The following is a 22,166-nucleotide window of genomic DNA, read 5'->3' on the forward strand; positions in this document are numbered from 1 at the left end:
TAGCAGCCTGTTCGCGACCTGATGTCCATATACCGAGTAAGATTATGATGTTCGCACTCGATAAGTTTATGCCAATACCATCATTCATTATATGAAAAAGAAGGCTACTAAAGATTTGGCGTTATCTACTTCTTACCTAGGAGGGGACCACATCATGAAAGAGCGTATTAGGTTGATTTTTCACAATCAGACCAAAAAATCAGCCGCTTGGATTTCCTGCCTCATATTAATCTTAATCCTTGCTGGAGGTACCTTAGTCTCTTGTCAAAGCCAGTCCATTCAAAGAGAAGGTAAGGGTGGTTTTGCCAAGCTTTATAACTTATTCGGTTCATCAGAAAAGGATGTGTTTGCTTCCTTATCGCTGAATACGGGAGAAAATGCCGACAAAACAATTTTAAGTCCCAACAGTACGGACTATCTGTTAAAGCAACCTGTTCAAGTATACGGCCATTCGAGTCAAGTGCAATTCGGATTCTATAATGATGTTCTGATGGCACTGCAATATCGGTTTAACAACCATCAGGACGCATTTGATGTCAGTAAGTCGTTAAGAGATGAACTGGGTAAACTGCATGGCCAACCAAATACGATTGATGGTCATCCAAACCGGCTGGATACATTGACAGATTTGCCGAACGGACGAACTTTGCCTGTAGACTTTTTGGAGGAATGGAGCATCACGGTCGATCCACAGATTTTAATAGCTTTATTCGGAGATACAACTCATTCTGTTGACCTGGAACTGCGACTCTCTTTGCTCGACGAAACCCATGCTTCCGTGACTGTACGCTATTCAGCGAATCGCAATAGTTTACTGCAGCCTAGTCCTTGAACGAAAGGTTGAAAGCGGTAGCCTAGGATGGGAAGATAAAGTCCTAGACTGCCGCTATTATTTTGAAGAACCCTTTTAGGTCCTTTGGATTAATTTAATCCTTTCTACATAAGGCGACACAGATGTGCTTATTACGCTATGTACAAGCTTACCTGAAATTTCTATACTAACTATCAAAGGCAAGATGAAATTTTATTTCGCAAATAGAAATCCAGATCCCATGTTGAAGGAGGCTCAATCATGAATGTTCCTCATCAATTAAGACGGAAATGGTTAACAGCAATCATCATTACTAGTTTATTCTTCACAAGTGTTGTCAACATTTCGGCGGCGGCATCACAATCACGTTCTAGCGACTCAGATACTACTGATATGCAGATTAACTACGAAGGTCCACCGGAGTGGATGCCGCAGGTTGAAGCGGATTATTCACTCGAATTACCAGTATCATCTTCATCTAGAGGCAGCAATGCATTATCCTCCAATGTTACATCCTCACTGTTAGAAGACTTCGAACAGACGAATCACTTATCGGCATCTTCAGTTAGAGCTGTACCGGGATCGGTGACATTGAAACCCTCTACCAGACCTTATCCAGTCATACACGGGAATCAAGCTGTCCAATTAAACTATGATTTTACGGGAACAACGGGAACATCCGCAGCCTATCTGAACTTTAAGGCACAAGATGGTTCTATTGGAGTACCTATGACTGGCAATCCGACACAATTGGGATTATGGGTCTATGGAGACGGTCAATCTCACTGGCTTCGAGCACTGCTACAAGATGCGACGGGCGCTAAAGCTACGATCGACCTCACGGCGAGTCGGGGATTGAATTGGAAGGGATGGCGCTACATCACGGCTAATCTGCCGGCTAATGCCGCAGCTCCGCTACGACTCAATCAGATCTATGTTGTAGAAACGAATGATCTGAACAAGAATGCTGGAGCCATCTTATTTGATGATATACGGACTGTGAGCGGCAGTACTGATGTTTATGAAGTCACGATACAGGGCCTCAAGCCGATGCAGCTTATGGAAAGTCAAGCTGTGCGTATCTCTGCTGCGAAGAGCGGTGCTGCAGCGCCGTTAGATGTCAGTCAACAAGCTCAACTGATAAGCAATCAGCCGGACGTCGTACGTGTGAATCAAGACGGATCACTTACTGCTATAGCTGCCGGAACAGCGGCGATCCAAGCGGTATATCAAGGCATATATTCAGATACGTACCAAGTGAAAGTGACAGAGGCTGCACCGCAATTGCAATCCCTGCTACTCTATGGGGTACCTACTCTAGAGATTGGGATGATGAATCAAGCTGAGACGTTTGCCTTTTACGAGGGTATACTGAAACCAGTGAAGATGATTAATGACGTTAAATATACTAGCTCAGCACCACATATCGCTTCTATAGATCCTAATGGCGTTGTATCCGCACTTAAGTCTGGTGAAACGGTCATTCAAGCGGTTTACGGCACATCAGCTTCATCCTATACTTTGCAGGTTACAGCCCCAATTCCGACGCTTGCAGAGATTAAGCTGTCAGGTCTTAGAGCGATGCATGTGGGTGAAACACTCGCTGCTAAAGTTGTTGGCACTTATACCGACGGCGATCAAAAGGAGATTACAGAAGGCATCACATTCAGCAGCAGCGCACCAAGTGTGGCCGCGATTGATTCACAAGGAAATGTTACTGCATTAAGAGTAGGAGTGAGCCTCATAACAGCTGCAGTGGACGGTAAAAAGGATTATATGACGCTTGTCGTGTATGAATCCGAAGCAGCACCTAAACGAGAGCTTAGAGCGGCTTGGATCGCCTCAGTTGTCAATATCGACTGGCCGCAAGCTGGTGTGGTGACGAAGGAGGAACAGAAGCAGGACTTTATTGATCTGCTTGATCAATTGAAAGAGATCGGAATGAATGCCGTCGTCGTTCAGATTAAACCGACCGCTGATGCCTTCTATCCATCTAAATACGCGCCTTGGTCTGAATGGCTGACTGGGGAACAAGGTAAAGATCCGGGCTATGATCCGCTTGCCTTCATGGTAGAAGAAGTACACAAGCGGAATATGGAATTCCATGCATGGTTCAATCCGTATCGTGTCAGTATGCAGCCAGACATCAATAAGCTGGTAAAAGATCATCCTGTACGTCAGAATCCGGATTGGGTCGTATCCTATGGCGGAAAATTGTATCTGAATCCAGGCATTCCAGCTGTAAAGCAATACGTTACAGACAGCATTATGGAAACTGTTCAACTGTATGATATCGACGCGGTTCATTTTGATGATTATTTTTATCCGTACAAAGTGGCGGGTGTAGACTTCCCGGATCAGCAAGCTTATGAGCAATACGGTGCTGGCTTTAGCAGCAAAGAAGAATGGCGCCGCAACAACGTAAATACATTTATTGAGCAGTTGTCCGTTAAGATTAAACAGACGAAGCCTTATGTCAAGTTTGGTATTAGTCCTTTCGGAGTATGGCGCAATAAGTCTACTGACCCTGAAGGGTCGGATACGAGCGCTGGCGTTCAAACTTACGATGATCTATATGCGGATACACGACTCTGGGTTCGCAAGGGCTGGATTGATTATGTAACTCCGCAGATCTATTGGAGCTTTGGCTTTACACCTGCGGCTTATGAAAAGGTGCTTGACTGGTGGACAAAAGAAACACACGGAACAAGAACCCAATTGTATGTCGGTCATGCTATCTACAAGGTAGGGACGACTGGTGATCCAGCTTGGCTGAAGCCGGATGAAATACCGAATCAAGTTAACTATTTGCGCAGCGGCAAGATGGCGGAAGGCAGTATATATTTTAGTACAAAAGATGTGTTAGCTAATCCTTTAGGCGCAACGGATCGATTAAAGCAGGAGCTTTATCAGACGAAAGCATTAGTTCCAGAGATGCCGTGGTTGAATGTGGCACCGCCGGTTGCACCTAAGATGCTGACTGCGTTAGTAGATCATCAAGGGGTACAGCTTACTTGGAATGGTGACCTGCGTGACAACAATACCTACTACGTCATTTATCGAGCAGAAGGGAACGAAGCTCCTGACATTACGAATCCAGCCTTCATATTGGATACAGTGAGACCGAAAGCTAAGCAGTTGAATCCAATCATCACCTATAAGGATACGGCTGCTGAGCGAGGTAAAGTCTATACTTATGTAATAACAGCTGCTAATCGCGTGCATCAGGAGAGTAAACCAACACCAGGCGCTACGATTATGAATGAAAAGATCGTTAAGCTCGTACTGAAAGGTAAGGGAAGTATGAAGCTTGGTGAAACACAGCAATTATCTGTAGTCGGCATAACCAACAGCGGCGCTGAAGTTCCAATGGACGATGTTGTATCCTTCCATACAGGTGAGAATAAAGTGGTCGACATCGATAAAAATGGCGTAGTTACCGCGCTGAAGAAAGGAACTTCCGCCATCATGGCCAGATATGGAGTGATGGTATCACACCCACTGATTGTTAAGGTAAGCGATAAGTAGAATGTTTAATATTGAGGAAGCTTCACTCTCATATGAGGGTGAAGCTTTCATTTTTTGATGAGATCGGGGTAGAAGAACTACTATTGTTTACATAATATATGTTATGTTCTTTTGGGAGTTAGAGAAGGTTGAAATTGAGGTTAGATATTGGATCATGACGTTTGTCAGGAAACGGTTAAAGCCTATAACATATTAAAAGGAATTCAAAACTTCAAAATAGAAATAGTTATAGCCCACATAGTGGCACGTGAGATAAGTATAAATGAATGGAAGTGGTAACATGCAAAAGGTTATTCTTCTTGTGGAGGACGATCGAGAAATTAGTCAACTGGTGACGAGTCACCTAAAACAGGAGAATTATAAGATACTTGCGGCATTTGATGGGGAAGAGGCATTGGCTCTATTTGAAAATAATAAGATAGATTTAATCTTGCTGGATTTAATGCTTCCCAAGCTAAGCGGAATGGAGCTGCTTAAAAAGATAAGAGCAACAAGCTTGACTCCCGTACTGATTCTTTCCGCTAAAGGAAGCGATCTCGATAAGGCGTTAGGTCTTGGCTTTGGTGCAGATGATTATGTCAGCAAGCCCTTTTCAATGATTGAGCTTGTAGCTAGAGTCAATGCCGTCATTCGCAGGGCCACACAATATGTTCCTGCAGTGGAACAGCCTGCTTCACACAAAATTCAATTTAAAGATCTCACCCTTGACTTGGAATCCTTTACCGTGCAAGTTCAGGATAAGACCGTACAGCTTACATCAAAGGAATTTCATATTTTGAAGCTCTTTCTTACCAATCAAAGCAGAGTATTTACAAAGGAACAAATATTTCATTTTATATGGGAAGAGGACTATTACGGCAATGAAAATGTGATTAATGTTCATATTAGGAGACTTCGGGAAAAAATCGAAGCAGATCCCTCAAATCCGGAATACATTCGAACAATATGGGGAATCGGCTATAAATTAGGTGATTAGCGTATGGTCATTAGTTTAGTTATTCTCATTGTCATTCTGCTTATCGTGATTGGATTCCAGTATCATTCGAAGAGAACAGTGGATAAACAACTTAACGAAATACTGAACAAGCTATCGGATATTGTTGATCATCATTCAACTGAAAAGATATTAATGCCAACCGATCAGAAAACGATTAGACTCTTCCTCATTCAAATCAATCGCCTGTTAGATCTCAATCAAAAGGTCATTGCTGACTATGCGAGATCGAAAGATAGCTTAAGGAAAATGATGTCCAACATGTCGCACGATCTGAAAACACCATTAACAGTCATTTTAGGCTATGTGGAACAATTAAAATTAGGTCATGGTATGAGTGAGGAAGAACGGAGCGATGTAACTTTCCGCCTTCACCATAAGACAGTTAGTGTCATTACGCTGCTGAATCAATTCTTCGATCTTGTGAAACTGGAATCTGATGATTTTATTCTCCCTTTGAGTAAAATCTGTATCAATGAAGTTTGCAGAAAGAATGTGCTCGAATATTATGCACTTTTGCAATCTAATAACCTGAATGTAGAAATTAACATCCCTGAGTTGAATTATTTTATTCTTGGAAATGAAGAAGCGTTAAATCGGGTCTTAAGCAATCTAATCTCTAATGCGATTCGCTATGGAAGTGATGGAGGAGTGTTTGGTTTAACGATCAGGGAAAATGGTGACTCTATCGCCATTGATATCTGGGACAAAGGCAAAGGGATAGATGAGATCCATCAAGATCGGGTGTTTGAAAGATTATATACATTAGACGATGCCAGAAATCCGGATTTTCAAGGAAGCGGACTGGGACTGAGTATAACGAAACACTTAACGGAAGCCATGAAAGGTTCGATCTATTTAAAAAGCAGGCCTTATGAGAAAACTGTTTTTACTTGCATGTTTAACCGAATCTCGTATTAATCGATTACAAGAGGGTGACCGTGGGAAACATCCTCTTTTTTCATGTTACATGTTCCAAACTTAAGAAATTTGTAAGGATTGAGAAAGAAATAAGAAAATACTGATCTGTATGATTAAAGTACAGAGAGGAGGAGACCGGATGAATTATGTTGTGAAGACAGCCGGACTCACTAAACGAGTTAAGGGTAAGGATCTCGTAACAGATATTAATCTTCATATTCGAAAAGGTGAAATTTACGGGTTGCTTGGGCAAAATGGTGCTGGTAAAACGACCATTATGAAAATGCTCGCAGGAATTACGAAGCCAACAAGCGGTGAAATCCAATTATTTGATCAAACGCTGACAGAGCGCTCCAAGTCAGTTCTAAAGAGAGTAGGCAGTATCATCGAATATCCGATTTTGTTCGAACATTTAACAGCATTAGATAATTTAAAGCTTCACTGCGAATATTTGGGATATTACGATGAAAAAGGGATGAAGCATGCACTAGATATGGTTCATTTAAGAGGAATTGAGAATAAAAAGGTAAAAGAATTTTCTCTTGGAATGAAGCAGCGGCTTGGTCTGGCACGAGCAATCGTAGTAAAGCCTGAACTCATTATCCTGGATGAACCGACAAATGGTCTAGATCCGATTGGTATAAAGGATATTCGAGATCTAATCTTGATGCTTAACAAGGAATATGGGATTACCTTTCTTCTATCCAGCCATATATTAGGTGAAATGGAGCAGGTTGCGGACAGAATTGGCGTTATAAAGAATGGATCGCTTGTAGATGAGGTATCCTTGGAAGAAATACGAAATCAGCATACAGATTATATCGAGCTACTGACGACGAATGTGGAAAAAACCGTGTATTTACTTGAGAAAGAGCTTTGTATAACCAATATGAAAATGATCCAAGGGAACAGAATTCGAATCTACGATTTGTCACATACTCAACATGACATTTCCAAATTGTTAATTGTGAATGATATCGGATTAGAAGAGATCCAGAAGCATTCCAGTTCATTGGAGGACTATTTTTATAGGCAAATCAATGGGGGTGGGATGAATGACTAAATTGATTCGATTGGAATGGAGTAAACTAAACCAATTAAACGTTTGGATGGAATTACTCATTTACATGCTTGTGCTTATGTTTTTGCCTATATTTTTTATTAAGCAGGTTATACCTGCCTTTGGCCAAAGTTATGCTGCAGCCATTGAATTAAACGGATTTATTCAAATGGGCTATGTGTTGTTTGGTGGATCGTTAATCAATCATGTCTTTATTGAAGATTATAAGAACAAGACCATCTCGCTTTCTTTCGGATATCCGATCAGCCGACAAAAGCTGTTTACTGCAAAAATACTGTTCATCGCTATCTTTGTCTTTTTTGCCACCGTCATTTCATTTATCTTATCTGGATTGGTAACGTATATGGTGGATCAGGTTTATCCCATTATTAATGGAGATCCGACAATTCAAGATATGTTGAAGTTTTTGAACACTATGGTGATTTACTCGATTATGACGACTCTAACTAGTTTCATTCCGCTCTTTTACTTTGGAATATGGAAAAGGGCAGTTGTGCCAACCATCATATGTTCTCTCTTTGCCATGCAATTGCCCAATTTTTCAACCTTTATCAATGTCAAACCTGATGTTGTCGTCATCATACTGAGTATATTAGGGGCATTAAGCATATTTCTTTCGATAAAGACTACGGAAAGAATAAGTGAGATATAGAAGATAAGGTACTGCTATATATTAGTAAGTGAGAAAGGGGATAGAAACACCCTGAGGAGAAATCATCCCAGGGTGTTTTGATTTATTTAGTTTGAAATTAGGCAATAGTTAGAATTATGATATTTGCGTAAAAATGAATAATTCAAGAAATGCTTTAAGATTCATATTAGCCAATATGGATATGGGATTGATGAAGATCTTAGCCATATTGAAATCAATTTAAAAAGGATCAAAGAATAAAGTAAATATCATGAACTTGCTTATACAGATGGTGAAAGATTAACTCTGAACTAAATTCATAAACTTGCACACATAAATACGAATTAATATGGCTAGTTTGAGGTGAATGTAATATAAGTTCAGAAAATATGTAATTGGACAAATTAAGGACAGATCGTTATGGTTCAGACTTATTCCGTTAATACTCTTTCACAAAACCCGTATTTTATACATATGTCTGTAAAACGTTATTAAGACATATACATCCTAGTCTCTCGTATGATGTGTCACATTATAGATACGTTAATTATTTGAAAAATTATAAGTTTGTGCAAATATATGATGTGTCACATTATATGATCAAATATTTTGAACCTTATCTCCCTCCAAGTTTTTTAACTGAATTAGATCTAAATATATCCTCACTCAAAGAAGTTTAAAAAGAATCCATAGCTATGAAATTCGACTTTCCCTGATATTTTACTGTGTCTCTGATGAATTTTTTGATTAAATCGATTATCGACTTGGATCTCAATTCTGATTGGTTTAATATTCGGTGTCGTCACCTTTCTTCTTTGCGGAGCCACTGCTTCAACTCATGGGAGCTGAACCATCGGTTATTGCTGATGGAGCCCTGCCCTCTACTTCCGAATTGTTGCTGTACCTTCCGTATTCATTTCACTAATGACGTTATTCGGAAGCATCCTACGAGCATCTGGGGACACAAAGACACCGATGAAAGTTGGTTTATGGATCAACTTCATACATATTGGTATTGTTTATGTACTGATATTTGGTTTTCTATTTATCCCTGCCATGGGGATCGCTGGTGCAGCTTGGGCAACAGTGATTATTCGTATTATCGGTACGATTGCATTGTATCGGGCGGTACGTAAATCCAAACTTTCGATTCATCTTTGGAAAGGACATTCCAGAGAGTTTACCAGACCTCTTCTAGAGTTATCCGTCCCTGCTGCCATTGAGCGACTGATCATGCGTTTTGGTCAAGTACTCTACTTCGGATTAATCGTTCGTATCGGAACAGATGTATATGCAGCCCACACGATTGCTGGTAACATCGAGATCTTCTCCTACATGCCTGGTTATGGTCTGGCAGTTGCCTCTACAACACTTGTAGAACAGCATATGGGGGCTGGAAAGCCTCAGGATGCCTATCGCTATGGATTCCTCACTGCTGTTGTCGCAGTGGGCTTTATGTCGCTTGTAGGGATCTTATTGTTCTTCTTCTCTCCTATCGCAGCTGCATGGTTTACCGATGAAAGCAGTGTCATTGAAATGATCATCACTGCTCTGCGGATTGATACCTTTGCACAGCCTTTTTTAGCGATCAGTTTGGTTATTTCGGGAGCGTTGCAAGGGCTTGGAGACACAAAAAGCCCAATGTACAGTACTACTATTGGGATGTGGTTGATACGAATTGTCGGGGTATATGTATTCTGTCTGTACTTTGATATGGGGATTGCTGGAGTATAGTTGTCTATCCTAATTGACTTGTTCATGAGAGCGGTGTACTTATCTATTCGTTTCCGAAATAAGTTTAGAAATAATCACAATCAAAAGATTACCCTAACGCAATAACTCTTGAAGCATAGTAAAAGGAGCCCTAAAACTAAGAGGGCTTCTTTTGCTATTGTAAGGTGAAAATAAAGCCTTAGACTGAATGTGTTTATTCCACGCAGCTTTTCGAATCACAAAACCATCAGACTCCGTAAAATATGTATTAGACAGACCCTAGAAATTGAAACAGCGACAGCCATGGACGAGAAAATAAAGTCCTAGACTGTCACTGTTTCATTGAGTATTTTGTCCGATATTTTGACCAATCGCCCCTACCATTTTATTAAAGACATCTTCCCAATCTAGATTTACATTTTCAATAGTATAGGTTGGGAACGGAAGCGTATCAAGCAATCTCAATTCGATCCGCTTGCGGTTTTCCATAAATCTAATATTTTGTTCCGTGGCAAAATGGGGTTTTGAACGGATAGAAGATATCCAAACCTGCTGATCTCGCACACTTGGCTGAGTTAAATAAATCAATACTGGATGCATGGCCGCAATCTGATCGGCGATTCCATGAATGTGTTGCTCAATTTGGCAATCAACAGCTTGATAATGACGTAGCAAATCATGAATCTGATGCTGAAAGAACACTGCTTCGAGTACACATATCTTCTCTGAAGTGCTAGCAAGCTCAGCGAAACGTGCCCATTGCCGCTGGATCGAATAAGTAAACTCCGACAGCGTGGCTATGGGCGAATCCGTCCAGCATAGTTCGTGAGACTTTAGCTCAGTATAGAGCGCATTCAACTCGGTGAATTCCTTGACCTCACGATAAGGAAGCAAGTAACTGCTACTATCCTTTATAGCACGTGAGCGAATTTCGTTAGCTGAGTTCGGATAACGCTCCAGAAGTTCCTTATATTCCTCTTCCCGGAAGAACGCGTGCCAATTCAAGCTCGCCGGATGCCCCTCGGCACCTTCATCATAAAAACTGGATGAAATGCCTTGTTGTACGAGATAGTGATGCAATCGTTCCGCTAACGTCGATTTGCCCGTTCCACACAATCCTTCAACCAAGATCAACTTGCAATCTTTTCGCATATGATTTACTCCTAACCATTAAGAAACTTTTATAACAATATGCTAATCAACAATTCCATCTATTCGATCATACATTAACTTACGCTATGCTGCCCTTAAGCTTAATAAAAACAAGGAGCAGCTGCCGCTGCAAACTGCTTCTTGTTTCGTTCAACTATCGTTCCTCGTTAGTTGAACAAAAGTATGTTATTTTACTATAAAACTGTTAATAAAGTCTCTAATAATAGGCTTTGTACCTATCTTAATTAGGGAGCGATGTAATGGTGATCAATCATCGACGGATTTCTAATAATCCAATTAATCAATGGTATTAATGAACCATTCCCCTTGATCGTTTGATCGAATAGCGTACAACATTTTTACGTCTTGAACTTGATCTGTTGTCGTATCCAAACGTCGTCCGACAACCGTAATGTGCACCTGGTTTTCGATCATTACATTCTGAACGATGCTCTCGATGTCCGTAAACCTGTACTGTAATTGTTCGCCATAATAATATTCCATAGCAAGTGCTAGTTTTTCGTTCACAAATCCAGATTGGAAAAGTGTGTGGTTATGCTCTACCAAAGCTGTAAGGTTTTTTTTGAGCACTTCAAGTGCGGGGATATCACTCTCAGGCAATTGATCCTGATATGATTTCAAATCGATAGACAGTTCTGCTTTAAAGCTAGCTTCATCCGATTGTATGGAGTCATTGTTCTGCAGCTGCTTCGTATTGTTCACTGAACTTTGGGTTGGAGTATTTCCCCCAGAGTTAGACTCTTTTTTTGGTTTTGCTTCCCCTCCACAGGCTGTCAGAAAGATCAAAGATGTCAATATGACTATTATTGCAACAGTTTTTAACATGTCATCCCACCTTTATAAGATTATGATATATAGACGCAAGAAAGTGTAGAAAAGTTTTAAGTTAAACCTTGATCGGAGGCCAAAAAAAGGGAAATCCAGGTTGGATTTCCCTTAAAGGCTTATTACGTCCAGCTCGCTCCGTTTACCGTTAAGATAAAACCAAACTAATTAAGATGAGGTGTACTCCCTATGTCATATATTCGGCACGAGAGCTTGATTAAGCTACAAAATTATTTGAAATGGAACAACAGCATCGTTTTGCAGTTATTCTCGAAACCATAGATGTAACTCCCCTTTTGTGTTAGGTAGCAAATCGGAACTTAAATGAGGACAAACCGATCAATGGAACCTCCTGATTTTAACATATAGTGCAACTTTTTCTCTGGAAGGTTGATATAATATAGTAGTTTTATCCCTCAGAAGGAGTGGAATCTATGAAAACAAAACATAGACGTAATGTTATTCTTAGTTTAGTTATTGTTTTAGTTGTTTGTTTCATTGGAATCATATGGCGTTTGTTTTGGCCACCTTCAATCTTCATAAGCGAACCAAGTACCACTCAAAATTTCTTTCGAGGTACGATTACTGATGTATTTAAAGTGGATAAAGTTGTTGACGGTAAACGGATATTGTATAGTGTTCGTTTAGATATCGAGGGTGTTGGAGGATCTATTACGAAAGATACCACAATTTATGAGATCATACACATTGAACATGAAAAAGAAACATTCATTAGCACTCGTAAAGAAGCAACCATAGATGATCTCAGAGTAGGCCAAAAAGTCGAAGTGTGGTCCAGGTTAGCAAACAATCACTTATATGAAGCTTATGAGATAACAATCATGGCGGACTCTGATTGAGCCCGCCATTTTCTCCTCGATGCTGAATAAGGGACCCGTTTGCAAAAATTTGCATTTACGCAGAACCGCTTCCATTAAGGAAGATACCTTCAAAGCAAACTCACAATGGAACAGCTTAGAAAGAATATCATACCTCGACTTACTTTTGAGGTCCTCATACTTAAGAGAAACGAGAAAATGAAAGGTTAGAAACTACACCTACTTCAAACGATGTAGAGCTGTAGAGAAATCGTTTGTTGTGTGGTCGCTGCTCGGCCCTCCACTCCCTCACTCTGCATCTGCTGTAACATGGATCAATCGGTTTTATGTCTTTAAGCACAAAATAAAAGGAATCTCTGTATTTGATCTTCGATGGCACGATATCAAAATCACCCGTGATCCCCCGCCTATAGGAACGCCCTTTTTGGTGATCTGAACGTTTTTGGTTACGGTCGGTGATACGCGCCCTTTAGAATCGGTTACGAACATATCGATAGGATAGGATTGTTCCTTATCTGTAATGAAGCTTGGATACTTGGAAACATCGATATCAATATTTGAAACCGTACCAGTAGTGAAGATTTTTGATTCGGTCCGGCTAGGGTTATAAATCTTGTACTCCTAATATTGGTGCAAATAATTGAATGACTAAAACAAACAACAAAGTAATACTCACTTTATGTTTCATTGGTTCACCGACCCATTAAAGGTCATCATTATTGTGTTTGAACCTTTTGTTGCATTAGCCCCAAACATACGTAGAACTGAGTTTTCTTTTCTGTCATACTTTCCATAAAAAACCCACTCTTCTGTAAGATTTTTAGTAGTATAGGGGTTGTCCTCATTATCCCTAGGGTTTCGATATCCAAACTTCTGAGACAAACCTTTAACTTCCGGATGCCCTTGTGATCCCAACTTTATACTACTGAAAGTAAAGTATGTTGATTCAGAATAAGTAGGTGTCAGGTCAGTTACAGCAACTGCTAAGCCCTCAGATTCAAAAACTGACTGATTAACCCTTTTATTTTTATCACCAATGAACTTATTAAAATAAATGCTCTTATAATGTCCTTTCTGGTGGTTAATTACGTACAGCCGCTTGACGTTAGCATTGTACCTTGTGTGATCTATCTCTAATGGATCATTAACTAAATTTCTACTAAGCCTGTACTCTGGCTCTACAACTGAAATGTTAGATCCCGTTTCGGCTACAGCTTTCAATTCCTTCAATGCCATAAACTCTTCAGGATTTTTCTCTTTCGCATCTTTCAATCTAAGCAGCATCACCGTAGCTTCCGCTCTTGTCGCATTCTTATCCAATCCAAAAGAATCATCCGGGTATCCTCCGACAATACCGCTGCCGAAAGCTAGTCCCACTAGCGGCACATCCGCAGCCTTGATCTTCTTCCAATCCGTAACTGGAATATCTCCGTTATACAATCCTTTGAAGCTTTCTATATATAATTCATAGTCTGCTTGTAATGCCAGGCTTCTACCGATCATCTTGGCCATTTCAAGACGAGTAATCGCTTTAGTCGGTTCGAACTTACTACCGAACTCACTCGAAACAATGATATCAGCTTGTACCGCAGATGAAATAGCTCCTTCAGCCCAATTTCCTGAAATGTCCTTAAATGCTGTAGACTCACCAGATGCAGGTAATTCAAGCAAACGAGAAAGAATCGTCGTAAACTCTGCCCTAGTGATAGTTGCATTAGGTCTAAAGGTCCCATCCTCATAGCCTGAAAGCAACTGTTCCTCAGATGCTTGCGAGATTGCTTGTTTCGCCCAGTGCTTCTCCACGTCTTTGAACGAAACATTTGATTCAGCAGCGTATCCAACTTGAGCAGTAGACATAAAAATCGCAATCGAGAACATTGCAATCCATTTCTTTATGTAACAGTACCCCTTTCAGATGTTAGTTGGCGGCCGGTGTGCTTGCCGCTTGGCACAAGTGATCCACGTCGATCAGCATCCTGCGATACTTCGCGCTTAGTTCAACTAGAGGCTCCGCAAAGCGCAAAAGCGCTGCCGAGTCGTTTAAAACTTTGGATTGACCGCTTTGGGGTTGCATCCAAGTATTTGCAACATTATCTGGCTTGGTTCCGTTACTTAGATAACAAGGAATATGAGAACATAACATCGAATAAGAAAAATATGTTAGTTGATTCATGCCTACATTTAGTTCATGTAACAAATAAGTCATTACAAATTGTGAAAACGGAGGTGTGAAGATGTTATTTACGCTTGTCTGTCTCATTTTTATTATTATCTCAATATTTACGATTAAAAGAGTGGGGATTTCTAACCCATATTCTAAAGGTTTCGCCCTCGCAATTGTTTTATCCATTGTAGCTGTTGTTTGTCTTGCTCAAAACTATACTCAAAGCCTAATCCCGGAAGCAGACGATAGAATTGGAATTTCAAATCAAGTTGCGTACTCGATTATTGGTGAGGACGGCTGGTCTCAGGATAAGTTTCGAGATATTTTTGATAAATCTATTTATCTCACCCTCATTTTGATTGTTGCATACCCTGTGGTTCTTATAGTTGAGACAAAATTAAAGAAGAAAGTAACTTCGGGAGCGTAGCCCCCTCTTTTCGAGCATAAATCATCAATTAAGTTTAACTAAGCCAAATAATAAAACAAATGTTTTTCAATCACTAAAACTCATAAAGTGCACAGAGCTTAAAAACTCTGCGCACTTTTACTTTATAAAATTTCATGTTATTCAATCTACAAATTACCAAGAGGAGGTGCAATTATGAATATCATAGTTGTTATCTTTCTAATTATTAATACAGCATTATTACTTCATATTAATTCTAAAATCCCCCCACGAGATCATATTAAGGAAGCCTTAGAGCGAGACCAAAAAATCAGAGATGAAAAAGAACGAGAGCGCAAAGATCACTAAAGTAAAATTAATTGACAAGCCTAAACGAATGAATATTACGTCTTTGTCCTGTTAGTAATGATATAGTAAAAAAGTCAACCCGAAAAACACGCCTCAGGCCGGCTGTTCACGCAGTCGGCTTTATCATTTTCAACATCAATTGCTGATGTTCTAAGATGAGCTTGTCCAGCTTATCAGAAATAGCTAAGAGGTTTGAGCTTACACCATCATCAAGCGTCTGTACCATATAAAGTTTGTTACGAACTAGTTCAATGCGTTCAGTCAGCTGCTCCAATTATCCAATTGTCACTCAATTAACCCTCCTCACTAGCGAATACCTTATCAGCAACTGCTTTGAATAGCTCATCAATCGTAAGCCCATCATATAGCGCTTTGAAAATGGTCTTAGAATCAAATAACTCCTGAAGTCAGAGTAACTCTAAAATCTGCTCTGGGGTCTTACCTTCAGTAACTTTAAGTAGCTGATCCTGCTTTTTCGGAAAAGGGATGATATTAACTGTGCCTGATCTATAATCACATTCAGCGATCCAATCTGTTCTTTCTCTCCTCTTAATTCACCTGGCGCAGCCGGGAACTACCATTCGCATTCGTGCTCTCGGATCCTACCTATATGCTTGAGGCTTCCTGAGAGATCTGGAAGCCCACAATTTCCGGTAACGATCTAGAAAAGAGCTAGATACTTCGATAGATCTTAGCTGTTTTCCCTTGAAGAACGAATGCAATATGGATTATGCATGGAACTCTTCTGTTTATATTTCGTAAACAGTATTTATTACAATTATTTATAAGTAGAAGGTGATCTGAATGGTTTACTTTTTCGTATTCTTCGCAGGCTTATTATTATTGTTTTTCCCAAGTATCTGGTGGTTGATTTCTCATGGTTTTGCTTCCAATGGTGATGAAGAACCATCAGATCTTTTTATCCTAAATGCCCGTATTGGTGGAACAATATGTACTCTAATTGGACTATTAGGTATTTTAACATTAATATTCGGGTGAGACACTTAACCATTAAGCATGTGGGATTCTGAACTGCAATTCATTCATAACTAATAATTTTTGTACAATTTAATTGCAATTCTTACTTTGAGGCCTACGACGGCCTCATTGGTTCTGAGCCAGCCGCGGGTGGCTTGAGTAGCTACATTCCGTACGATGTCGGGCCCCAGACCTACGATCAACCCCAGCGAGGCAGCTGCAGCTAAATCTTTATTTTATTTGTTCACCTAGAATATAATCTGCCGCTTTCTGCGCCTACTCTCCCGCCTTGATAAGTAATGTATTATACAGAGACTTAGTTAAGCGATAGGCTGAAATATTTCCTGTTGCTGCAGCTCAATAAGTACAGTTGCACCCTACTTTCATTTCATGTATTAAACCAATCTTATTATTGTAAAATGAGCAACTGTTTAATGCGATCGATCGGATATACCTCCCACGTGATTTCATACTTGGATTCGTACGTTATCAGCGTGACGAACCTATCATCTACCCCAAAGATCACCCCAATTGCATAGCCTCCATCCTCTTTCGTGATATGAACCAGTTTCTCCATAGCTTCATTTAATTGCTGCAACATTTGCATCGTCTCCTTTCGTGAAAAACAAAAGCACCCTAACAGACCTTTCGGCCCATTAGGGTGCTTCCCTTTTTCCGTACATATGTGATTGCTTGAAGTTTATTAGAAATAGAAGATACTGTAAACACTGTTCTAAGAAAAATCAACCTCTAGCATGGATATGTCCGTAACAGCATCTAATCGAATGTTCATGGGGCGGTCTGAAGCATCAACATGCAGCATTCTTTCAATAGTTACCTTCGTAATGATCCCAACAATTGAATTCATTCGCTTCTTCTCATAGTATGTCAATCTTACTGTTCGGTTGTCTTGAATAGCTTCCGAAATCACCCTCTGCAGCTCATCTAATTTCTGTTCATCGAGATCCGGTTTAATAATGTTATGTTGCTCTTCGAAAATTCGGGCCAGTACTTTCTTATGCTCTGGAATATAAAAGCCAGCCCATTTAATTCTTCCTCCCGAATCCCTTTTGTGCTATGGCATTCCGGGATAACTCAGGCTTATAACATGGAGATGTAAGGTCAATACCGTGCGCATGGTAATAAAGCTGCTCTCCCATGATCCCGTATTTCTTCTTTATTAATGCGACTGGTGTTCGTAAGAAAAGTTGCTGGTCTTATGCCGGCAGCCTCTTCTGGTGATTTTTCAACTATCGTCTCCGTTAGTTCAACGAGGTTATTTATCGGGTATTTACTCCAAATCTGACCGCATCCTTTACAATCGATACCAGGTAACCCATAAGGATGATCACCATAACCATTTATATATTCTTCCTGCACTATACTTTGATATTGAGGATGATCAATTATCCAAAATTTCATGGTATCCATAACCCATTGATCAAAAATGCCGAGAAGTAGCACATTAGACACCTACCTCTTATTCCGTTTTTCTCCCTTTACTACAGTAATTAAAAAGGACTATTCGCTCGGAATTAATTCATATAAGGCACGAACATCACAACCGATGGAATCGGCGATCGATATGGCAATTTTAAGTGGCATCACTCTTTTGTTTTCAATAAAGTCGTAAACTCGTTCCGGTTTAAAAAGCAACTCTCTTGCCAGCGATTCCGCTGACTTTCCGGATTCCATCAATCGTTCATTCAGTAAGCAACGTCCAAGTTCAAATTTCAAGAAGCGATGACCTCCCGCGTAAGATAATATTTATCCTAAGCGTTGTCTATTGCCAGCATAAGTATACTTTATAAAGGGAGCCATAACGATGAAGTTCCCCATGTTTCTGTCCAATTTGTTGGGCGAGTTCCATCGCCGCGCTATCGTGTCCCGTTAGCTCAATAGTCTTATGTTTTAATTAGAGTCGCTGCTTATAGTTGTGAGGCTTGCCGAACACCTAATGCAGTGACGTCCCGACGGGCTTAGGGGGCTGGATGTGGTCACTCGCTTCTCAGAGTGACCCGAAGCGTCAATATGGTGTTAGTCGAAGGAAGTTCTGGAAGCAGCCATTGCATTTAACGCGTTCTCAAAAAAGCTATATACTTCATCTGCAATTCCCAGAAACTCTTCAACAAGTACATTATTACTATCCAAGTAACAAGCATACAGATAATCAACTAAAGCGGAGTCAATCTCACAATAGTTTAATATGGCATTCTTCATCATAATAATGTCATCTTGCCATACACCTGTATCTTCTAAAACCAAAGAGTATAATGCACGAATTAATCTCTTAGAGTAACCTTTAATATATCTATTCTTCATTGTGTTATCACTAGCATTAGAAAGTAAACTATGTCTACGATCTACTTCCTTCTTGGTCTCTGTATTTAAGTCTAAAATGAACTCTGGAGAAATAATTATCGGTGGTACTTTTTCACCAACGTCATGACCATATATGCAAACACAAATTATCTTTACCCAAAAACCCCAATCATTTGGTTTACTTAATACATCGTCAATCGAGCAAATTGTCGTATCAATCTTAGTTAATACTGGATATTCTCCCAAAAGCCTGTCTTTAATATTTGACAATCTTTCGTAATCAATATCTTTGGGATTTACACATACAATAGTAAAGTCTGCATCTGACTTAAAAGGTTTAGCAGTTCCTTTTGGAATCGAGCCACACATATAAATGCTATGAATCTTACCTTTAAATTCGGTAAGTATATTATCTATATACTTATCAACAAAATCCTTATATTCACTTTGTATTACAATTCTTTTTATAACTTTTTCTAATATCATATAGACTCCTCCCAAAATAAAAAACGCCCCAAAGCCAAATGCTCTGGGACGATATTAATCGCGGTACCACCCAGGTTGCTGTATTTTCACACAGCCACCTTAATTGACTATAACGGGTCAAACCGATGGGTATTAGCCATACTCTGGAACTGGCATTTTCAATCAGTACTCTAGGGTTTTCTCAGTCATGAAACCCTTTCCTGTGAAGAGTTTAATGATTTACTTTTGTTCCATCATTGATTTACGGATGTTGGTTAAATATTACTCTTTCCCGTCACCTTAGTCAAGAACTTGCTCAAGATAACTGCCCGTTAGCTTAATGACTTCCGTCAGTCTAAAACTTTATTTTCATCAGACAGCTATGTTTATACTAGTTGTCATTTATACTGTTCAAACTCATTCTTAAACCATCGCTTATTCTGCTCTGCGATGTACTGCTCCGCATTTACAAGCAACAAGATTAATTCACCCTTACTTAATCTAGCGTAACGTTTCATTACACTCTCGATATTTCGATCTAATTTTATATTTCTGAAGTGAGAAGTACCACTGGCTATTAAGTTCATATTTTTCGACTTAACAACACTTCCTTTAGATTTGCAATGCTTATGGTAATATTGATTAAGTTGTTCATTGGATTTGATCGTGTTCGCATGTATACCTTTGCCATCAGGATCAATTTCTTTTGATCTTAACGATACAGACCGATAAGAAACACTCTTTCCATCACTAAGAAGAGAGTCGATTGCTCGGAAACCCAACTCGATTGATCTAAGCTTCCGTTTATTATAATAATCCGATAACCACTCTGGATTACTTGTATTTATTGATTCGGATTTGTGGTTGGAAGATTTCGTCTGTTTGACATTTTTCAACGAGTTCGATCTCCTTTAGCTCGTGTCTGGCTCGGTTCTTTGATATTTTCATTTTTCTTGCTTCTAAAGTTAAACCGAGCTTTTCAAATTGCTTTTCGCTTTCATCTGCCCATTTATAATAAGCGGTAATCTCATCTTTAAATTCAGGTCTTGGAACCTTGGCTGCACAACCGACGCATGCCATTTTAGTTGGACACACTGAATCAATCGTACATATTCCCCCAACCACCTTTGATAGAGTTCCCACCTTCTCACGATAGTCTTCATAAATCTCTTTCAGTTCGGTTGGACTACGAAGTATCCCCTTCTGAATATCAATGTAGGATGCCCAGTTCTCATGTATCCCCTTAACTGAATCAGAAATCTGTGTAGTCGTAGGCTGTGAATAGTAATTTGTTACTTCGATATCTTTTTGATGTAACAGAGTCTTCACAATATCAACAGGCAACTTTTCAGTCTGAACAGCATGCGTCGCAAAAGCATGCCTTAATAAATGTGCTCCTATAATGACTTGTGAGCCCTCCGCTGACTGAATAATTATGCCGTGTAATAAGAAACGTAGGATCGAATTTAGTGTATGCACATGGATATGCCGTGACCGATATTGGAAAATGTATTTTCTAGGCTCCATTAAATGTTTTCTGCTGTCCACTTTGAAATCCACATCTGGTATTTGATCTGAATTGTACGATTCTTTTAACACCTTCACGATCGTTGTCATGAATTTAAATACTTCTTCAGGAATGTAAAAATTCTCAGGTTCTTCTCTTCCCTTAGGAATTAAGCGAAGCACATAATTGGCTTGTGGTGGACTCACATTCTTGTCCACCACAACCACACAGCAATCTTTGTCATAACTGATTTGAAGTACTTCGTTGATTCGAGCTCCCGATGAAGTAATAATATCAAGTGCAAATCTCGCAAACATACATGCAATAAAAATTGGTTCGATGTTGATTAACAATCTATTTGTTCTTCGTTGACGACTGGTGATCGAGAACCCTTGAGTCAACAATCCTGAGTTTCTAGAAAAAAATGGAGTATTTGGAGTAGATGTATCCTCTTCTTCGTAACCCCATTGTTTTAAATACTCTAATATTTTTGCACGATCCTTTACTTTAGTATGATTGGCTTCCCAATTTCCCACAATCCGCATTTTTAGAATATCTAGAAACCATGGCCCTTCACCCTGCGAACCGTCATCAAGATTTTCTGCACCTATATATTCAACGAAATATTCGTCTACATTATAAATATCAAACGACTCAGTTGTTTCAAATGCATCGTAATCAAAGCTAGAGATATTCCAAAGTTTAAAAAACCATCGTTCATTGGCATACTCCGACTCTTCATAAGAAAATTCGACAGGCAGAGATAACCCTTCGCTTTTAACACGTCCGAGAGTCTCTCTATACGCTTCTCTTATTCTACTGATCTGATTCCATCTAAGATGTCCTTCTGCTCGTATCTCAGGCAATAGAGGGGTTACAGCTGACGTGTCTTCTTTACGTTTACTTTTCGCACTGTTTATTGCTTTGGTGCGAACGTTAAAATCACGATTATCGTAAGGTATGTGTGGGAGCATATACTTCGCTAAGGATCGTTGTTGCTCCTCTGAAAATTGTGTTTTAAACCACTTCTGTAAGTTGAACAAAAAAGTATTGTAATGTGTTATAAAACCCTGTCTTTGACGATCTGAATGATCTTTTAAAACTTGTCCCGTCACATATTGTTCTACATGATATGGACGTAATTCTTCGATACTTGATAATTTGAAACAATCAAATAAGTCTCGGATCCTAGCGTTTAGTGAACTGAATATGTTCATAATGGACTGTGGTGTAAGATTACGATCAGTTACGCACATCACTCCAAATGCGAGATGATTACCCCAAACATGACAAACAACATGCTTGCTCAAATATCTAATGTTTTTCTCTTCAACCTGATCCAGATAAAATTGTCCTTGTGAACCTTGTAGGAACAACAACTCTTCAGGTAATTTGTCGTGTAATAACTTATACCATTGCTTTCGTTTGACACTTTTCAGTTGTTCTATATCAACTGACAT

Annotated in this window: 21 protein-coding genes, 1 pseudogene and 1 other annotated feature; of the genes and pseudogenes, 12 read left to right on the plus strand and 10 right to left on the minus strand. The window is 39.6% G+C overall.

The features are described from left to right. Positions 1-154 precede the first annotated feature (154 nt). The 7 genes from AC3WTP_RS10910 (at position 155) to AC3WTP_RS10940 (ending at position 9,700) form a co-directional block, all read left to right on the plus strand. Positions 155-832: a hypothetical protein gene (locus AC3WTP_RS10910; RefSeq protein WP_492394633.1), complete on the plus strand. Its 678-nt coding sequence runs from the start codon at positions 155-157 to the stop codon at positions 830-832. A 240-nt stretch (positions 833-1,072) separates the two neighbouring features. Next, positions 1,073-4,339, plus strand: a complete 3,267-nt coding sequence (locus AC3WTP_RS10915; protein WP_492394634.1) for a glycoside hydrolase family 10-like protein — start codon at positions 1,073-1,075, stop codon at positions 4,337-4,339. Positions 4,340-4,619: 280 nt separating this feature from the next. Further along, the gene (locus AC3WTP_RS10920) at positions 4,620-5,315 is read left to right on the plus strand and encodes a response regulator transcription factor (protein ID WP_492394635.1); all 696 of its coding nucleotides are present in this window, start codon (positions 4,620-4,622) and stop codon (positions 5,313-5,315) included. Positions 5,316-5,318: 3 nt separating this feature from the next. Continuing rightward, a complete protein-coding gene (locus tag AC3WTP_RS10925) occupies positions 5,319-6,254 on the plus strand; it encodes a sensor histidine kinase (protein WP_492394636.1) in 936 nt (311 codons plus the stop codon). A gap of 139 nt (positions 6,255-6,393) precedes the next feature. Then, complete coding sequence (locus tag AC3WTP_RS10930) at positions 6,394-7,317, plus strand: ATP-binding cassette domain-containing protein (protein WP_492394637.1); 924 nt, start codon at positions 6,394-6,396, stop codon at positions 7,315-7,317. Further along, positions 7,310-7,987 carry an ABC transporter permease gene (locus tag AC3WTP_RS10935; RefSeq protein WP_492394638.1) on the plus strand — a complete coding sequence of 226 codons (678 nt, stop codon included), beginning with the start codon at positions 7,310-7,312 and terminating at the stop codon, positions 7,985-7,987. Before AC3WTP_RS10930 ends, AC3WTP_RS10935 begins: the two co-directional genes overlap by 8 nt. Before the next feature lie 870 nt (positions 7,988-8,857). After that, on the plus strand, positions 8,858-9,700 hold the full coding sequence (locus AC3WTP_RS10940; RefSeq protein WP_492394717.1) for an MATE family efflux transporter: 843 nt from the start codon (positions 8,858-8,860) through the stop codon (positions 9,698-9,700). A 318-nt stretch (positions 9,701-10,018) separates the two neighbouring features. On the opposite strand, the gene AC3WTP_RS10945 is transcribed toward AC3WTP_RS10940, so the two are convergent. Both AC3WTP_RS10945 and AC3WTP_RS10950 read right to left on the minus strand, forming a co-directional pair. Next, positions 10,019-10,831, minus strand: coding sequence for an adenylyl-sulfate kinase (locus AC3WTP_RS10945; protein WP_492394639.1), 813 nt, complete (start codon positions 10,829-10,831; stop codon positions 10,019-10,021). 297 nt (positions 10,832-11,128) lie between these two features. Next, complete coding sequence (locus AC3WTP_RS10950) at positions 11,129-11,677, minus strand: hypothetical protein (RefSeq protein WP_492394640.1); 549 nt, start codon at positions 11,675-11,677, stop codon at positions 11,129-11,131. Positions 11,678-12,111: 434 nt separating this feature from the next. Here AC3WTP_RS10950 and AC3WTP_RS10955 point away from each other — a divergent pair, with 434 nt between their 5' ends. Next, positions 12,112-12,537: a hypothetical protein gene (locus tag AC3WTP_RS10955; protein WP_492394641.1), complete on the plus strand. Its 426-nt coding sequence runs from the start codon at positions 12,112-12,114 to the stop codon at positions 12,535-12,537. Between the two features lie 663 nt (positions 12,538-13,200). Here AC3WTP_RS10955 and AC3WTP_RS10960 read toward each other — a convergent pair. Then, positions 13,201-14,394 carry an S-layer homology domain-containing protein gene (locus AC3WTP_RS10960; protein WP_492394642.1) on the minus strand — a complete coding sequence of 398 codons (1,194 nt, stop codon included), beginning with the start codon at positions 14,392-14,394 and terminating at the stop codon, positions 13,201-13,203. 153 nt (positions 14,395-14,547) lie between these two features. On the opposite strand from AC3WTP_RS10960, the pseudogene AC3WTP_RS10965 reads away from it, so the two are divergent. The 4 genes and pseudogenes from AC3WTP_RS10965 to AC3WTP_RS10980 all read left to right on the plus strand — a co-directional run. After that, positions 14,548-14,748, plus strand: a pseudogene (locus AC3WTP_RS10965) (hypothetical protein); the annotation flags it as partial. A 2-nt stretch (positions 14,749-14,750) separates the two neighbouring features. After that, positions 14,751-15,107: a hypothetical protein gene (locus tag AC3WTP_RS10970; protein WP_492394643.1), complete on the plus strand. Its 357-nt coding sequence runs from the start codon at positions 14,751-14,753 to the stop codon at positions 15,105-15,107. A 174-nt stretch (positions 15,108-15,281) separates the two neighbouring features. After that, on the plus strand, positions 15,282-15,434 hold the full coding sequence (locus AC3WTP_RS10975) for a hypothetical protein (protein WP_492394644.1): 153 nt from the start codon (positions 15,282-15,284) through the stop codon (positions 15,432-15,434). An 804-nt stretch (positions 15,435-16,238) separates the two neighbouring features. After that, on the plus strand, positions 16,239-16,433 hold the full coding sequence (locus AC3WTP_RS10980) for a DUF6199 family natural product biosynthesis protein (RefSeq protein WP_492394645.1): 195 nt from the start codon (positions 16,239-16,241) through the stop codon (positions 16,431-16,433). A 388-nt stretch (positions 16,434-16,821) separates the two neighbouring features. On the opposite strand, the gene AC3WTP_RS10985 is transcribed toward AC3WTP_RS10980, so the two are convergent. The 7 genes from AC3WTP_RS10985 to AC3WTP_RS11015 form a co-directional block, all read right to left on the minus strand. Further along, the gene (locus AC3WTP_RS10985) at positions 16,822-17,013 is read right to left on the minus strand and encodes a hypothetical protein (protein ID WP_492394646.1); all 192 of its coding nucleotides are present in this window, start codon (positions 17,011-17,013) and stop codon (positions 16,822-16,824) included. 132 nt (positions 17,014-17,145) lie between these two features. Next, positions 17,146-17,463: a YolD-like family protein gene (locus AC3WTP_RS10990; RefSeq protein ID WP_492394718.1), complete on the minus strand. Its 318-nt coding sequence runs from the start codon at positions 17,461-17,463 to the stop codon at positions 17,146-17,148. Positions 17,464-17,534: 71 nt separating this feature from the next. After that, positions 17,535-17,885 (minus strand): hypothetical protein, encoded by a 351-nt coding sequence (locus AC3WTP_RS10995; protein WP_492394647.1) that lies wholly within the window; start codon positions 17,883-17,885, stop codon positions 17,535-17,537. Between the two features lie 48 nt (positions 17,886-17,933). Beyond that, complete coding sequence (locus tag AC3WTP_RS11000) at positions 17,934-18,149, minus strand: XRE family transcriptional regulator (protein WP_492394648.1); 216 nt, start codon at positions 18,147-18,149, stop codon at positions 17,934-17,936. Positions 18,150-18,449: 300 nt separating this feature from the next. Then, on the minus strand, positions 18,450-19,220 hold the full coding sequence (locus tag AC3WTP_RS11005; RefSeq protein ID WP_492394649.1) for a nucleotidyltransferase domain-containing protein: 771 nt from the start codon (positions 19,218-19,220) through the stop codon (positions 18,450-18,452). A gap of 41 nt (positions 19,221-19,261) precedes the next feature. Then, positions 19,262-19,466: a binding site (T-box leader), on the minus strand. A 131-nt stretch (positions 19,467-19,597) separates the two neighbouring features. After that, the gene (locus AC3WTP_RS11010) at positions 19,598-20,095 is read right to left on the minus strand and encodes a hypothetical protein (protein WP_492394650.1); all 498 of its coding nucleotides are present in this window, start codon (positions 20,093-20,095) and stop codon (positions 19,598-19,600) included. Next, positions 20,034-22,166 carry a site-specific integrase gene (locus AC3WTP_RS11015; RefSeq protein ID WP_492394651.1) on the minus strand — a complete coding sequence of 711 codons (2,133 nt, stop codon included), beginning with the start codon at positions 22,164-22,166 and terminating at the stop codon, positions 20,034-20,036. The genes AC3WTP_RS11010 and AC3WTP_RS11015 overlap by 62 nt, the downstream gene beginning before the upstream one ends.

The sequence above is a fragment of the Paenibacillus sp. EB106-04-04-XG159 genome (assembly GCF_058791835.1).